General features: G+C 33.1%; 16 protein-coding genes. 9 read left to right on the top strand and 7 right to left on the bottom strand.

What is annotated here, in order from left to right; genetic code table 11:
- Nucleotide 1: 1 nt before the first annotated feature.
- The 4 genes from ACFS3A_RS21005 to ACFS3A_RS20990 form a co-directional block, all read right to left on the bottom strand.
- On the bottom strand, nt 2-490 hold the full coding sequence (locus tag ACFS3A_RS21005; protein WP_144216172.1) for an IPExxxVDY family protein: 489 nt from the start codon (nt 488-490) through the stop codon (nt 2-4).
- Nucleotides 491-615: 125 nt separating this feature from the next.
- On the bottom strand, nt 616-1,356 hold the full coding sequence (gene rnc / locus ACFS3A_RS21000; protein ID WP_091490410.1) for a ribonuclease III: 741 nt from the start codon (nt 1,354-1,356) through the stop codon (nt 616-618).
- Between the two features lie 10 nt (nt 1,357-1,366).
- Nucleotides 1,367-2,620 carry a beta-ketoacyl-ACP synthase II gene (gene fabF / locus ACFS3A_RS20995; RefSeq protein ID WP_379827526.1) on the bottom strand — a complete coding sequence of 418 codons (1,254 nt, stop codon included), beginning with the start codon at nt 2,618-2,620 and terminating at the stop codon, nt 1,367-1,369.
- Nucleotides 2,621-2,866: 246 nt separating this feature from the next.
- Entirely contained in the window at nt 2,867-3,103 is a 237-nt protein-coding gene (locus tag ACFS3A_RS20990; protein WP_007137004.1) for an acyl carrier protein, read from the bottom strand.
- 175 nt (nt 3,104-3,278) lie between these two features.
- On the opposite strand from ACFS3A_RS20990, the gene purN reads away from it, so the two are divergent.
- Nucleotides 3,279-3,854: a phosphoribosylglycinamide formyltransferase gene (gene purN / locus ACFS3A_RS20985; protein WP_379827524.1), complete on the top strand. Its 576-nt coding sequence runs from the start codon at nt 3,279-3,281 to the stop codon at nt 3,852-3,854.
- Nucleotides 3,855-3,924: 70 nt separating this feature from the next.
- A complete protein-coding gene (gene rnhA / locus ACFS3A_RS20980) occupies nt 3,925-4,401 on the top strand; it encodes a ribonuclease HI (protein ID WP_379827523.1) in 477 nt (158 codons plus the stop codon).
- A 56-nt stretch (nt 4,402-4,457) separates the two neighbouring features.
- Here rnhA and ACFS3A_RS20975 read toward each other — a convergent pair whose 3' ends face one another.
- A complete protein-coding gene (locus ACFS3A_RS20975; RefSeq protein WP_379827522.1) occupies nt 4,458-4,805 on the bottom strand; it encodes a DUF6249 domain-containing protein in 348 nt (115 codons plus the stop codon).
- Nucleotides 4,806-5,204: 399 nt separating this feature from the next.
- Here ACFS3A_RS20975 and ACFS3A_RS20970 point away from each other — a divergent pair, with 399 nt between their 5' ends.
- From ACFS3A_RS20970 to ACFS3A_RS20940, 7 genes are all read left to right on the top strand, one after another.
- Nucleotides 5,205-5,792: an RNA polymerase sigma factor gene (locus ACFS3A_RS20970; RefSeq protein WP_379827521.1), complete on the top strand. Its 588-nt coding sequence runs from the start codon at nt 5,205-5,207 to the stop codon at nt 5,790-5,792.
- Complete coding sequence (locus ACFS3A_RS20965) at nt 5,776-6,180, top strand: hypothetical protein (RefSeq protein WP_379827520.1); 405 nt, start codon at nt 5,776-5,778, stop codon at nt 6,178-6,180. Before ACFS3A_RS20970 ends, ACFS3A_RS20965 begins: the two co-directional genes overlap by 17 nt.
- Nucleotide 6,181: 1 nt before the next feature.
- Nucleotides 6,182-7,081, top strand: a complete 900-nt coding sequence (locus tag ACFS3A_RS20960) for an alpha/beta hydrolase family protein (protein WP_379827519.1) — start codon at nt 6,182-6,184, stop codon at nt 7,079-7,081.
- Between the two features lie 148 nt (nt 7,082-7,229).
- Nucleotides 7,230-7,484, top strand: coding sequence for a hypothetical protein (locus ACFS3A_RS20955; protein ID WP_379827518.1), 255 nt, complete (start codon nt 7,230-7,232; stop codon nt 7,482-7,484).
- Complete coding sequence (locus ACFS3A_RS20950; protein ID WP_379827517.1) at nt 7,442-7,783, top strand: type II toxin-antitoxin system RelE/ParE family toxin; 342 nt, start codon at nt 7,442-7,444, stop codon at nt 7,781-7,783. Before ACFS3A_RS20955 ends, ACFS3A_RS20950 begins: the two co-directional genes overlap by 43 nt.
- Nucleotides 7,784-8,004: 221 nt before the next feature.
- Complete coding sequence (locus ACFS3A_RS20945; RefSeq protein ID WP_379827516.1) at nt 8,005-8,928, top strand: PfkB family carbohydrate kinase; 924 nt, start codon at nt 8,005-8,007, stop codon at nt 8,926-8,928.
- 82 nt (nt 8,929-9,010) lie between these two features.
- Complete coding sequence (locus tag ACFS3A_RS20940; protein ID WP_379827515.1) at nt 9,011-10,909, top strand: amidophosphoribosyltransferase; 1,899 nt, start codon at nt 9,011-9,013, stop codon at nt 10,907-10,909.
- Between the two features lie 1,294 nt (nt 10,910-12,203).
- Here ACFS3A_RS20940 and ACFS3A_RS20935 read toward each other — a convergent pair.
- A complete protein-coding gene (locus ACFS3A_RS20935; protein WP_179000806.1) occupies nt 12,204-12,815 on the bottom strand; it encodes a superoxide dismutase in 612 nt (203 codons plus the stop codon).
- A gap of 139 nt (nt 12,816-12,954) precedes the next feature.
- Nucleotides 12,955-13,584: an aminoacyl-tRNA hydrolase gene (gene pth / locus ACFS3A_RS20930; RefSeq protein WP_379827514.1), complete on the bottom strand. Its 630-nt coding sequence runs from the start codon at nt 13,582-13,584 to the stop codon at nt 12,955-12,957.
- Nucleotides 13,585-14,099: the final 515 nt, after the last annotated feature.

The following is a 14,099-nucleotide window of genomic DNA, read 5'->3' as shown; positions in this document are numbered from 1 at the left end:
TTTAAAAAATTAGATTGTTTTTTGATTTTATATTGTCCGTATCGACAGCATAAATTGCTGCAATACTTTCGATTGTTTTTAATTTTTGTTGAATTTCTGAAAAATTAAGCGCCTCTTCGCTATTGTCTATTTTCAGGAAAAAATCGACTTTTTTGAATTCAGGAAGTAAATGAATTGTTGTCGAAACCTCACTTGTTTCATTAGAAAACAAATTCTGAAAATCATTTGTACTCACAGAAATGATTTCATTTTTATTCTGAATTAAATTCCAGGAAACAGCTTTTTCTTCATCATAATAATAGAATCTTGAAAAATTTGCTTCCCCTTCCTTAGTCTGAGCATGGATCTCGTTTTTGCTCTTACTTAAGTTTATCGGAAGGTTTTTATTGATAAAATAGGCTAATCTATAATCTTCTAATGAAGTATGAATTGCCATTAAATAATAATCAATTTCGTCAAATTCGTCTAAATCCAATCTATGAATAGCCATGTCTTGAAAAATCAAGTTGTAAATATACTATTTCTAAACGGAGCTTCAACAGTTATGACATGGTTGTTTTGTTAAATTATAAACGAAAACGTTATAGCATTGTGATACTTACAACATTTTTGTAACTATTTCTTGTCAATTTTTTCCTGAAATGCAAAATAAGCTCTCTGCGATGCTTTTTCTTCTGCTTTCTTTTTTGAAGTTGCACGCGCTCTTGCCACAACTTTGTCATCAATACTCAATTTGACACCAAATAAACGCTGTCCATCTATACCGTTATCTTCAAAAATGTCATAATGAAAAACTCTTTTTTCCTTCTGGCACCATTCGATAACAAGACTTTTATAACTTATCACTTTTCCTTCCAGTCGGGCAATATCGACATAAGGAGTGACTACTCTTTTTTGAATAAATCGTTCGCAGAAAGAATAGCCTTTATCTAAATAAATGGCACCTATTAGAGACTCAAATATATTACCATGAATATTTTCTCCAAAATGCTGAATAGGCACTTTACTCTCTACAAATTGTACTAAATTTAAATCTTTACCTAATTCATTCAAATGTTCACGACTCACAATTTTTGAACGCATTTTGGTTAAATAGCCTTCATCGCCATTTGGGGCTTTGTTAAATAAATGTGCAGCAATAACAGCACTTAACATAGCATCTCCTAAAAATTCCAAACGCTCGTAATTAATGGGATGTCCGTTAGAATCTAATTTATTTGAAGAACGATGTGTAAACGCTCTTCTGTAAAAATCTACATTCGAAGGCGGAAAACCAAGAATTTTCTGAATAGTGTCAAAAAAAATCCCGTCTTCTAGAGAACGGGATTTAGAAAATATTTTTTTGATAATATTCATATACAGAAAATTAGTCAACTAGTTTTTTAAACAATACACAAGCATTATGTCCACCAAAACCAAATGTATTACTCATCGCAACATTTACCTCTCTTTTTTGAGGTTTGTTTAAAGTAAGGTTTAAAGATGGATCAATATTTTCGTCAACAACTGTATGATTAATCGTTGGAGGAACAATTCCGTTTTGCATCGCCAAAATAGAAGCAATAGCTTCGATAGCTCCGGCAGCACCAAGTAAATGTCCTGTCATCGATTTTGTTGAGTTGATGTTGATGTTTTTAGCATGGTCTCCAAAAACGGCACTAATCGCTTTTAACTCTGCAACGTCTCCTAACGGAGTTGAAGTTCCGTGAGTATTGATATGATCTACCTGATCAGGCGTCATTCCTGCATCTCTTAAAGTATTTTCCATTACGGCAATAACTCCAATTCCTTCCGGATGTGGTGCAGTTAAATGATAAGCGTCAGATGACATTCCGCCTCCTCCAATTTCGCAATAGATTTTTGCTCCTCTGGCTTTAGCATGTTCGTAATCTTCAAGAACCAAAGCTCCTGCTCCTTCTCCTAAAACGAAACCATCTCTGGTTGCATCAAAAGGTCTTGAAGCCGTTTCCGGACTTTCATTTCTTGTAGATAATGCATGCATTGAGCTGAAACCTCCCATACCAGCAATTGTAACTGCTGCTTCAGAACCTCCGGAAACAATAACATCGCACATTCCTAAACGAATGTAATTAAAAGCATCGATTAACGCGTTTGCAGAAGATGCACAAGCAGAAACCGTAGTATAATTTGGTCCCATATAGCCATTACGCATAGAAATATGTGCTGGTGCTATATCGGCAATCATTTTAGGAATAAAGAACGGATTGAACTTTGGAGTTCCATCGCCTTTTGCGTAATACATTACTTCGTCCTGGAAAGTTTCTAAACCTCCAATTCCTGCTCCCCAGATAACACCAACTCTTTGTTTGTTTACGTTATCATTTGTAATTCCAGCATCTTTGATAGCTTCATCACTGGCAGCAACAGCGTATTGTGCAAATTTATCTAATCGACGAGATTCCTTGCGATCCATGTAATCTTCAATATTGAAGTTTTTCACTTCGCAGGCAAATTTCGTTTTATGCTTTTCTGTATCATAATATGTTATAGGAGCCGCTCCGCTAACCCCATTCACAAGTGCATTCCAGTATTCCTGGATATTATTCCCGATAGGAGTAAGTGCACCTAATCCTGTTACAACAACTCGCCTTAATGCCATAAATATGTGTTTTGTACTTTAAACAAATAAAACCCACGCTTTCTTAACTTGTTGTTACTTAAGAGCCATGGGAATTACAATAAAATATATCTTTTTGATTGAAAATCAATCTAATTTTAAAATTTAAAAAAATAATAACACCCGATCCTTAAAAATTTCAAATTTCAAAACTCTCCAATTGGTCCCGATAGCTATCGGGATGGAATTTCAAAAAATTGGGATTTTTAGAAATCGGGTGTGGTATTATTATTTTTTAGCTTCTTCGATATAAGAAATAGCTTGACCAACAGTAGCAATGTTTTCTGCTTGATCGTCTGGAATTTGAATATCAAATTCTTTTTCGAATTCCATAATAAGCTCAACAGTGTCTAATGAGTCAGCTCCTAAATCATTAGTGAAGCTTGCTTCTGTTACAACTTCGTTTTCGTCAACACCTAATTTGTCTACGATAATCGCTTTTACTCTTGATGCAATGTCTGACATAATCTTTAATTTTAGAATTTAATTTGTTGGCAAAAATAAAAAACTTTATTTTAAAACAACTATTTAGTTTATAAATGTGACACTAATTTATAAAATTAATTTCAAGAAAGCCGTTTGAAAGCTATTTATTTTCGATTTTTATTCCGTTTTTTGCAGTCTTAAAATAAATTCAATCATGAAAAAAATTATCGTTTTTGCCTCAGGATCAGGAACTAACGCAGAAAACATCATAAAATATTTTTCGAACACTGAAACGGCAAAGGTCGTTTCGGTTTTTACAAATAATGCTTCAGCAAAAGTTATTGACAGAGCAAAAAATCATCAAATTCCAGTCGAAATTTTCGAAAAAAACGAACTTTTAGAACGAAATGTATTACAAAAAATACAAAAAATCGACCCGGATTTGATCGTTCTTGCCGGTTTCTTATTAAAGTTTCCTGAAAACATAATTGAACAATATCCAAATAAAATAATCAATATCCATCCTGCACTTTTACCTAAATACGGAGGCAAAGGAATGTACGGAATGCACATACACAGAGCTATCGTAAATAATAAGGAAAAAGAAACCGGAATTTCTATTCATTATGTGAATGAACATTATGATGAAGGCGGGATTATATTCCAGGCAAATGTTGCATTAACAGACGAAGACACTCCTGAAACCGTTGCAGAAAAGATTCACGAATTAGAACAAACTCACTTTCCTGAAATCATCCATAGATTATTAGATGCAAATTCTACTATTTAAATTCCAAAATATAAATTTTAATTTTAGACAAAGTCGTAAATTCTGCAGTCTAAAATACAATCTAAAATAAATGAATCACGAAGTACATATATATACAGATGGCGCGGCAAAGGGAAATCCCGGCAATGGCGGTTACGGCGTGGTAATGGAATTAGTTGGCACGCCGCATAAAAAAGAGTTTTATGAAGGTTTTCGCTTAACCACTAATAACAGGATGGAATTACTGGCTGTAATTGTTGGATTAGAAAAACTTAAAAATCCAAATATGAAAGTTCTGGTAGTTTCAGACTCTAAATATGTGGTGGATTCCGTTGAAAAAAAATGGGTCTTTGGTTGGGAGAAAAAAGGATACAAAGACAAAAAAAATCCGGATTTATGGAAACGTTTTTTAATTGCTTATCGAAAACACCAAGTCGATTTCAAATGGATTAAAGGACATAACAATCATCCACAAAACGAACGCTGTGATCAATTGGCCGTTATGGCATCCATGCAGCCGAAACTTTCTGTCGATGTTTATTACGAAACTATCGCATCTAAAGAATAAAAAAACGCATCAGCTGTCTGATGCGTTTTTTTGTACTAACTTTATTTACTTACTATTTAATCTTTATCTAAATCTTTTGCTGTTTTAAACCCAGTCAAAAGTCCAATTCCTGCCATAATGAAAATAATTGAAGGATAAACTGCACCGTCGTTTAGAGATGTATAAGTTGTAATAAGCAATGCTATAAAAATTCCAACACCGCTACCTATTAATAAGAATGCCAAATTTACCACAAAGATTTTCCATGCCGGAACTCCGTTTCCTTTTCCCTGAATAAAAATACTGGCATCTACCCCTTTTTCTATAAGAGCCAAACGCTCTCTGTTTCTTGTTGAATAAACTAAATAAACGATCCCGAAGATCATTAAGAAAAAGCTAATTGGAATTAAAATTTTGTCGTCCATGATAATTTACGTTTTTAATTGATTGATATATTCCATATGACGAGGCTTTTTAAAACCAGGTTACAACTTTTAGTAAAAAATTTCAAAAAAGAAATTCCAAATTCCAAAAATAACTGATTATCAGGTAATTTTACAAAAAACTGACAAAGCTATTTTTGTCATCTCGACGAAGGACAGATCACACATGAAACTCGACAAAGATTGGCGCTTTACTTTGCGGAACTCCTAGTGCGATCTGTCCTTCGTCGAGATGACAATATTGCGATCAAACTTTGATAAAGTTCAACACCTCAATTGGAATTTGGACCCGAGCGATAGCGAACCGTCGAAGCAATTTAAAAATTGATTTTTTTTCTAAAAACTTGTAACCTAAATAAACAAACTGTCGTCTTATATAATATGAGCACAATAAATGATCAACATTATATCGATAAAATACTGCAGGGCGAAACCAATGCCTTTGCCGTTCTTGTGGATCGTTATAAGGATATGATTTTTACACTGGCTCTAAAAATGGTTAAAAACCGGGAAGAAGCCGAAGAAGTGGCTCAGGATACTTTTATTAAGATTTACAATTCATTGACAAAGTTTAAAGGTGAATCTAAATTTTCGACCTGGATTTATAAGATTGCTTATAATACGTGTCTGGATAGATTAAAGAAAAGCAAGAAAGAAGATTTAAATATTTCAATAGATGAATTTTCATCACATTTAATCAAAACAATGGATAATGCTTTAAGCTCCTTGGAAGAAAAAGAACGAAAACAAACCATTCAGAAATGTTTAAATTTATTACCCAGTGATGAAAATTTCCTTTTGACTCTATTTTATTTTGATGATCAGAATTTAGAAGAAATTGGAAAAATAATGAACATATCGGCCAATAATGCCAAAGTAAAATTATTTAGGAGCCGACAGAAATTAGCCGTAATTTTGAGACAGCAGTTAGAACCAGAAATAATAGAATGTTATGAAAGAGATCGATAAAAATATAGGACAACTTATTGAGAACATGATGGCCGAAGACAAACTGCAGTCGCCATCATTCGATTTTACTTCTAAAATAATGGCTGAAGTCCATGTATTAGAAGAGAAAAAACTCAAAGCATACAAACCATTAATTTCGAAACCAATCTGGATTTTGATTGGACTGGCTGTAGCCACTTTAGTAATTTATGTTTCTCTTTTTTCTGTATCCCAAAACGATCTTGAAATCGAAGAAATTGGAAAACTATATTCCGGTAAAATTTCGAACACTTTTTCAGGAATTCATTTTTCTAAAAATATCTTGTACGCCATTTTGATTGTTCCAATTATGATCTTGGTTCAGGTTGGGATTTTGAAGAATTATTTTGACAAGAAATATCAATTGTAGAATGAAAAATAAAACAGTCATTTTGAAACACAAACTAAGAGTAAAAAAAACATACAGATATTCTATCTTACTATTATTATTAGTTCTAACTAATTATGTCTCCGCATTTCCACCAAACTTTACTACTAAGGAAATAAAATTTGTTAGCGAAGGAGTTTCACTTTCCGGAACTGTTTTTACACCTAAAAACATAGAGGCCGCCGTTGTGATTGTTCACGGATCTGGACAAGAAAAAAGAATGACAGACTTTGCGACAACCCTCGCCAACAACGGAATTGCAGTTTTAACGTATGATAAACGCGGAGTTGGAGAATCTGAAGGTGTATATGCCGGCCCTGAAGTAGGAACCAACAACGTTGATTTCTCAAACCTAAATCTTTTGTCTTTAGATGCGAGTGCTGCTGTAAACACTTTGTCAAAATCTCTATCCAATAATAAAGTACCAATCGGTTTAATAGGTGGTAGTCAGGCTGGATGGATAATTCCATTGGCTGCAGAGAAAAATAAGAAGGTCAAATTTATGACCATATTTAGCGGAGCTCTTATAACAGTTAAAGAACAATTGAGATTCCAGTTTTATACCAATGGAGATAAAAAATTTTGGGACACACATTCAGAAGAAGAGGCAAGAAAACATGTATTTAATGACCCTAACAAATATGAGTTTATTGATACAAATCCCAATGATGTTCTTTCTAAATTATCAATTCCGGGAATATGGATTTTTGGAGGCAAAGACATTCAGGTTCCTGTGAAATTATCAATTGAATATCTTGATAAATTAAAATCTACAGGAAAACATTATGAATATAAATTGTTTCCAAACTTGGGACATAATACAGCATTTTCAAACGATGAAGAGCCAATGAAAGATGTTATCAATTGGATTAAAAGACAATAGCGTTAAATACAAACTACAACATATCTTGAGCTTTCTAGAAAATTATTTAGACCCGAAGTATTCTGTTGTAGAATTGTTAAAAAAACTTATATCACTGATGATGAATTTATTTATCGTATTTTTGTAAAGTTCATTAAATGATTGAAAAATGATACAAAAAACCATTACTCCTAAGGACAAAATTGTCAATCTTTCATTTGAAATTCCAAAAAACTATGTTGGAAAATCATTGAAAGTATCGATTGATTTCGAAAACGAAGTTGATCAAATTGAAAGTGATTTATCCAAAGAAGACTTTGTTAAGTGGATCGAAAATGCTGAAAAATCCAAGACAATGTCTTTAGAAAAGTTTAATGAGAAATGGGAAGAAAAAAAATTGAAAATACAAAACAATATACGCTAGATATTTCTGAGAATTATTTCCAAAATTTAGAAGAGATTGTTGATTATATCACTTTCGAAAAACACCAACCTCTAAATGCAATTAAAGTTGGTAACGGAATAAACAAAACAATGGTTAAAATCATTGAAAATCCATTAATTTATTCTGAGTGCGAAAATCTACCAACAAAATCTAAAATTTACAGAGAAGCAACTTACAAAACTTGGTTAATTATATTTAAAGTTAAAAACTATCACATTACAATTCTTGGAGTTTTAAGCGGAAAAAGAAAATCATCTTCATTTAAAAAACTAAGATAAAAGCAAACGCTGTAAAATATTCGCAATTATTTTCAAAAAACTTGCATCTTAAATTCAAAAAACCTATTATAAACACTGCTAAAAACCAATTTTAACCCATTCATTTACAATAGTTTTACTTCGAAATCGTTCTCTTTTTTTTAAGAAAATTTTGAGAACCCAAACCATTGCAAGATTGTAACTTATGAAGTATCTTTGCACCCTAATTCGAAATTCATAAAATGAATAAACTATTGATTGTTGGAACAGTTGCTTTCGACGCGATTGAAACTCCTTTCGGAAAAACAGATAAAATATTAGGTGGTGCTGCAACCTACATCGGATTATCGGCATCATTTTTTAACTTGCAATCGGCCATTGTTTCTGTAGTTGGCGACGATTTCCCTCAAGAACATTTAGATCTTTTAACTTCAAAAAATATTGATATCTCCGGTATCGAAATTGTAAAAGGAGGAAAAACTTTTTTCTGGAGCGGTTTGTACCACAACGATTTAAATTCAAGAGACACTCTTGTAACTGAGTTAAACGTATTAGCTGATTTTCAGCCAAAAGTTCCTCAAAACTATAAAGATGCCGATGTTGTGATGTTAGGAAACTTACATCCGTTAGTACAAAGCAGTGTTTTAGATCAAATGGAGAAAAAACCAAAATTAGTAGTTTTAGACACTATGAACTTTTGGATGGACTGCGCTCTTCCGGAATTATTAGACGTTATTAAACGTGTAGATGTTATTACAATCAATGACGAAGAAGCCAGACAGCTTTCTGGCGAATATTCATTAGTAAAAGCGGCTGCCAAAATCCAGGATATGGGACCAAAATACGTGGTGATCAAAAAAGGAGAACACGGCGCGCTTTTATTCCACAATAGAGAAGTATTCTTTGCACCGGCTTTACCATTAGAAGAAGTTTTTGATCCAACTGGAGCAGGAGATACTTTCGCAGGTGGTTTCTCTGGGTTTATTGCACAGAGCGAAAACATTTCTTTTGGAAACATGAAGAATGCAATTATTTACGGTTCAAATTTAGCTTCGTTCTGCGTCGAGAAATTCGGAACCGAAAGGATGGAATCATTAAGCAAAGCAGAAGTAGCGATTCGATTACAGCAATTTAAGTCGTTAACTCAGTTTGACATAGAAATATAATGCCTAAGAGCCTCGATAAAACGGGGCTTTTTTATTACGTTAATACACACAACTTACAACAACACACAAATAACAAAAAACAATGAGCGACGCTTTAAAACACGAATGTGGTATAGCCTTAGTCAGACTACTAAAACCGCTTGAATATTATAAAGAAAAATACGGAACTGCATTTTACGGAATCCAGAAAATGTATTTAATGATGGAAAAACAGCACAACCGCGGACAAGACGGTGCTGGTTTTGCAAGCATTAAACTGGATGTAGAACCAGGACAGCGCTACATTAGCAGAGTTCGTTCGAATCATTCACAACCAATACAAGACGTTTTCAAACAAATCAATGAGCGCGTTAGTGAAGAACTAAAAGCACAGCCTGAATTGGGAGACAACATGAAAGATTTAAAAGCAAATATTCCTTATGTAGGCGAATTGTTTTTAGGTCACGTTCGTTACGGAACTTTTGGAAAAAACAGCATCGAAAGTGTTCACCCATTTTTACGTCAAAGTAACTGGATGCACCGTAACTTGATTTTAGCCGGAAACTTCAACATGACCAATGTTAAAGAACTTTTCGAAAATCTGGTTGAATTGGGTCAGCATCCAAAAGAAATGGCTGATACTGTTACCGTAATGGAAAAAATTGGTCACTTCTTAGACAAAGAAGTAATGCAATTGTACCAAGACTGTAAAGCTGAAGGATATTCTAAAAGAGAAGCTTCTCCAGTAATTGCAGAACGTTTGGATATTGCTAAAATATTAGCTCGTTCGGCTAAAAACTTAGATGGAGGTTATGCTATGGCTGGTTTATTAGGTCATGGTGATGCTTTTGTATTTAGAGATCCGGCAGGAATTCGTCCAGCATACTTTTATCAAGATGATGAAGTTGTTGTTGTAGCTTCTGAAAGACCAGTTATTCAAACTGTATTCAATGTACCTTTTGAAAGTGTTCAGGAAATTGACCCAGGAAATGCTTTGATCATTAAGAAAAGTGGAAAAGTTTCGATGCAGCAAATCTTAGAACCAACAGTTAAAAAAGCTTGTTCGTTTGAAAGAATCTATTTCTCAAGAGGAAGTGATGCAGAAATTTACCAAGAACGTAAAGACTTAGGAAAATTAATTTTACCTGCCGTTCTTAGCGCCATTGACAGTGATACCGATAATACTGTTTTCTCTTACATTCCAAATACAGCTGAAACTTCTTTTTATGGTTTAGTTGAAGCTGCTCAGGATTTCTTAAATCAAAGAAAAAACAATTATATTTTAGAAAATAGAAATACACTTACTGCAGATACTCTTCAGGAACTTTTAGCTGTAAAAATACGTACAGAGAAAGTAGCCATTAAAGATGCCAAACTTAGAACCTTTATCACTGAAGACAGCAGCCGCGATGATTTAGTAGCTCACGTTTACGATGTTACGTATGGCGTAATCAAACCTGAAGATAATTTAGTAATTATCGACGATAGTATTGTTCGTGGTACTACATTGAAAATGAGTATCATTAAAATGATGGATCGTTTAAAACCAAAACGTATCGTAATCGTTTCATCTGCTCCACAAATTCGTTACCCTGATTGTTACGGAATTGATATGGCAAAATTAGAAGGTCTTGTTGCATTTAGAGCAGCACTTGCATTATTGAAAGAAAGAAACCTTTACCATATTGTAGATGAAGTGTATGCTAAATGTAAAGCACAAGAAAATTTCTCAGATACTGATGTTGTAAATTATGTAACCGAAATTTATGATCAATTTACAAACGAGGAGATTTCAGACAAAATAGCAGAAATGTTAAGCTCTCCGGAAATCAATGCTGAAGTGAAAATCATTTTCCAGACAGTAGAAGATCTTCACATCGCTTGTCCTAAAAATTTAGGCGACTGGTACTTCACGGGAGACTACCCAACTCCAGGTGGAAATCGAGTTGTAAACCGTGCTTTTATGAATTTTTACGAAGGAAAAGACGCCAGAGCTTATTAAAAAAGTATTAATAAAAGGTTAATTTGTGCATTTCATCGGTTTTTTTTGCCGTTCATCCTGTTTGTTTGGTAAAATTGAAAAGCTACAATACTTTTGAGATACCATAACATTAGTAGGTTAAGTTTATGGTAGATTTGGGGCAAAAAGGGTGGAAGCAATTCCACCTTTTTTATTGGAATAAACTCAAATATTTCAAAAGCAACATCTTACATTCTCTTTATCGGAAATACTTACCTTTTATCTAAAATCTTTTTTTCAACAAAATACTTGTTCTACATTTACTAAACCATAACATTAGTAGGTAAAGTTTATGGTAGATTTGGGGCAAAAAAGGCGGAAGTGATTCCGCCTTTTTTATTTCTTTTTTTTAGAGAAAAGAATATAGAACAAAGAATATAGATTATCTCTTTAAAAGAAAAAAAAGTAAAACTCCCCATCTTTCCATAACCTACAATCTTCATTCTATTCTCTTCATTCTATTCTCTTTATTCTATTCTCTTTATTCTATTCTCTTTATTCTATTCTCTTTATTCTATTCTCTTTATTCTATTCTCTTTATTCTATTCTCTTTATTCTATTCTCTTTATTCTATTCTCTATATTCTATTCTCTATATTCTATTCTCTATATTCTATTCTCTATAAATTATCATCTTAAGTGTTTTTCCTTTAACAGGACAAGATCATAAAACATATTCCATTTATCGGATATACTTACCTTTTATCCGAAAAGTTTTTTTCAAAATAATCACTGCTATACCTTTACAAAACCATAACATAGTAGGTTAAGTTTATGGTAGATTTGGGGCAAAAAAGGTGGAAGCAATTCCACCTTTTTTATTTTCCTTTTTTGAGAAAAGAATATAGATTGCCACTTTAAAAGAAAAAAAAGCAAAACTTCCCATCTTTTCATAACTCACAATCTTTATTCTATTCTCTTTATTCTATTCTCTTTATTCTATACTCTTTATTCTATACTCTACAAATTATCATCTTAAAATATTTTTCCTTCAACAGGACAAGATCATAAAGTACATTCCATTTATCGGATATACTTACTTTTCATCCGAAATGTTTTTTTTACACTAATCACTACTATACCTTTACTAAACCATGACATTAGTAGGTTAAGTTTATGGTAGATTTGGGGCAAAAAAGGCGGAAGAGATTCCGCCTTTTTTATTTCTTTTTTTAGAGAAAAGAAAATAGATTATAGAATAAAGACCGCTAAAATTTTGGGCATAAAAAAAGACGAACCAACGTTCGTCTTTTTTCTATATTCTATGCTCTATTTGCTTATTTGTCTAAAGCAAATCTTCTAGCCACTTCTGTCCAGTTAATTACACTGAAAAAAGCTTCAATATAATCTGGTCTTCTGTTTTGGTAGTTTAAGTAGTAAGCGTGCTCCCAAACATCCATTCCTAAGATTGGAGTTCCACCGTTACCAGCAACTTCCGGCATTAACGGATTATCCTGATTTGGAGTACCTACAACTTCTAATTTTCCTCCTTTTTGAACTGTTAACCAAGCCCATCCTGAACCGAACTGTGTTGCTCCAGCTTTAGCAAATTTTGCTTTAAACTCATCAAATGATCCAAAAGAAGCTTCAATAGCTGCTAATAAATCACCTGTTGGCAATCCTCCTCCGTTTGGAGACATTACAGTCCAAAATAAATTGTGGTTGTAAAAACCTCCACCATTGTTACGAACTGCAGCGTTAGATTTATCTAAGTTGATTAAGATATTTTCGATTGTTTTTCCTTCCAAATCTGTTCCAGCGATTGCTGCATTAAGATTTGTAGTATAGGCATTGTGGTGCTTTGTATGATGGATTTCCATTGTACGTGCATCAATATGTGGTTCTAATGCATCGTATGCATAAGGTAATTGTGGTAATTCAAAAGCCATGGTATTACGATTTTTATGGTTTATAATAATTTATCCCAAATTTAGACATTTAACTTTGGAATTGAAAATACTATTTCGTTATAATTGAATTAAATTCACTGATAATTTACATTTTCACAATATAAACATCTGAAAATCTTTATTTTCCATTAAAAGTTGTCATGGTATTTTCTAAACCGGCAGTTCCAAAAGTTTTAATAATTTCTGCAGAAACCTCGAAACGTTCCGGAAGTTTTGCCTCTTCTTCTGCATTCCATTCTCCTAAAACATAATCTATCTGCTGACCTTTTTTAAATTGATCGCTAATACCAAATCTATATCGGGTGTAATTTTGTGTATTTAGAACTAAATTAATGTTTTTTAGTCCGTTATGACCTCCGTCACTTCCTTTTGGCTTGATACGGATAGTTCCAAATGAAAGATTTAAATCATCTGTAATAACCATAATATTTTCCAGTGGAATATTTTCTTTATCCATCCAGTATTTTACGGCTTTACCGCTTAAATTCATGTAAGTATTTGGCTTGAGCAGAAAAAATGTTCTTCCTTTGAATTTATATTCAGCCAAAGCGCCAAGTTTTACCGTTTCGAATGAAAGTCCTTCTTTTTTTGCTAAAAAATCAAGAATTTTAAATCCGATATTATGTCTGGTGTTCACATATTCGGCTCCTATGTTTCCTAAACCTACGATTAAATATTTCTTCATATTATCTTCTATGTTCTCTTCTTTTGGTGTTGATGAAAACAGTTTTGTTATCCATTTTATCATTTGACAAAAATAGGACTAATTATTTTTAACCGCAAAGAGCACGAAGGATTTACGCAAAGGACACTAAGAAATAGCACGCGGATAACACTGATTTGCTATCGCAAAAACGCTGACTTACACGGATTTTATTATAATCCTTTATAAAAGTAATTGTCGATGATTATGTTTGATTATCTCTTAAAACCCGAGAATCACAAGAACTTACAATCTTATGAAAAAGATTTTTTCTTGCTAGCCCTGACAGAAGCGGCATCCTTTTTCCTGCTCCTTTAGCAGGGAAAAGATATAGCGGATGGCAGGAACGTCACGTCTACTAAAAACGAGGAGTTCCTGCTTCTAAAAAATAACCAAAAAAACTTAGCTCCTTAGAACCTCAGCATCTCAGATCCTGAGTCGTCCTGAAATAGGTTGACAGGTTTCACAATATTAATTAAAACCAGTAAAGTTCTCTTTGCTGGTTTTTTGATATACAAAATTAGGTGTTTTCATTTTCAAGCTTAAATGCGGCCTTTTTT

This window comes from Flavobacterium notoginsengisoli (genome assembly GCF_042686225.1).
GTDB lineage: Bacteria > Bacteroidota > Bacteroidia > Flavobacteriales > Flavobacteriaceae > Flavobacterium > Flavobacterium notoginsengisoli.
The sequence above is the reverse complement of the archived record's forward strand: the minus strand, read 5'-3'. Positions and strand labels throughout refer to the sequence as shown.

Bases quoted from the DNA above. Each gene is read 5' to 3' on its own strand.
- ACFS3A_RS21005 (WP_144216172.1), bottom strand. From the start codon at position 490: ATGGCTATTCATAGATTGGATTTAGACGAATTTGACGAAATTGATTAT.
- rnc (WP_091490410.1), bottom strand. From the start codon at position 1,356: ATGAATATTATCAAAAAAATATTTTCTAAATCCCGTTCTCTAGAAGAC.
- fabF (WP_379827526.1), bottom strand. From the start codon at position 2,620: ATGGCATTAAGGCGAGTTGTTGTAACAGGATTAGGTGCACTTACTCCT.
- ACFS3A_RS20990 (WP_007137004.1), bottom strand. From the start codon at position 3,103: ATGTCAGACATTGCATCAAGAGTAAAAGCGATTATCGTAGACAAATTA.
- purN (WP_379827524.1), top strand. From the start codon at position 3,279: ATGAAAAAAATTATCGTTTTTGCCTCAGGATCAGGAACTAACGCAGAA.
- rnhA (WP_379827523.1), top strand. From the start codon at position 3,925: ATGAATCACGAAGTACATATATATACAGATGGCGCGGCAAAGGGAAAT.
- ACFS3A_RS20975 (WP_379827522.1), bottom strand. From the start codon at position 4,805: ATGGACGACAAAATTTTAATTCCAATTAGCTTTTTCTTAATGATCTTC.
- ACFS3A_RS20970 (WP_379827521.1), top strand. From the start codon at position 5,205: ATGAGCACAATAAATGATCAACATTATATCGATAAAATACTGCAGGGC.
- ACFS3A_RS20965 (WP_379827520.1), top strand. From the start codon at position 5,776: ATGAAAGAGATCGATAAAAATATAGGACAACTTATTGAGAACATGATG.
- ACFS3A_RS20960 (WP_379827519.1), top strand. From the start codon at position 6,182: ATGAAAAATAAAACAGTCATTTTGAAACACAAACTAAGAGTAAAAAAA.
- ACFS3A_RS20955 (WP_379827518.1), top strand. From the start codon at position 7,230: ATGATACAAAAAACCATTACTCCTAAGGACAAAATTGTCAATCTTTCA.
- ACFS3A_RS20950 (WP_379827517.1), top strand. From the start codon at position 7,442: ATGGGAAGAAAAAAAATTGAAAATACAAAACAATATACGCTAGATATT.
- ACFS3A_RS20945 (WP_379827516.1), top strand. From the start codon at position 8,005: ATGAATAAACTATTGATTGTTGGAACAGTTGCTTTCGACGCGATTGAA.
- ACFS3A_RS20940 (WP_379827515.1), top strand. From the start codon at position 9,011: ATGAGCGACGCTTTAAAACACGAATGTGGTATAGCCTTAGTCAGACTA.
- ACFS3A_RS20935 (WP_179000806.1), bottom strand. From the start codon at position 12,815: ATGGCTTTTGAATTACCACAATTACCTTATGCATACGATGCATTAGAA.
- pth (WP_379827514.1), bottom strand. From the start codon at position 13,584: ATGATAAAATGGATAACAAAACTGTTTTCATCAACACCAAAAGAAGAG.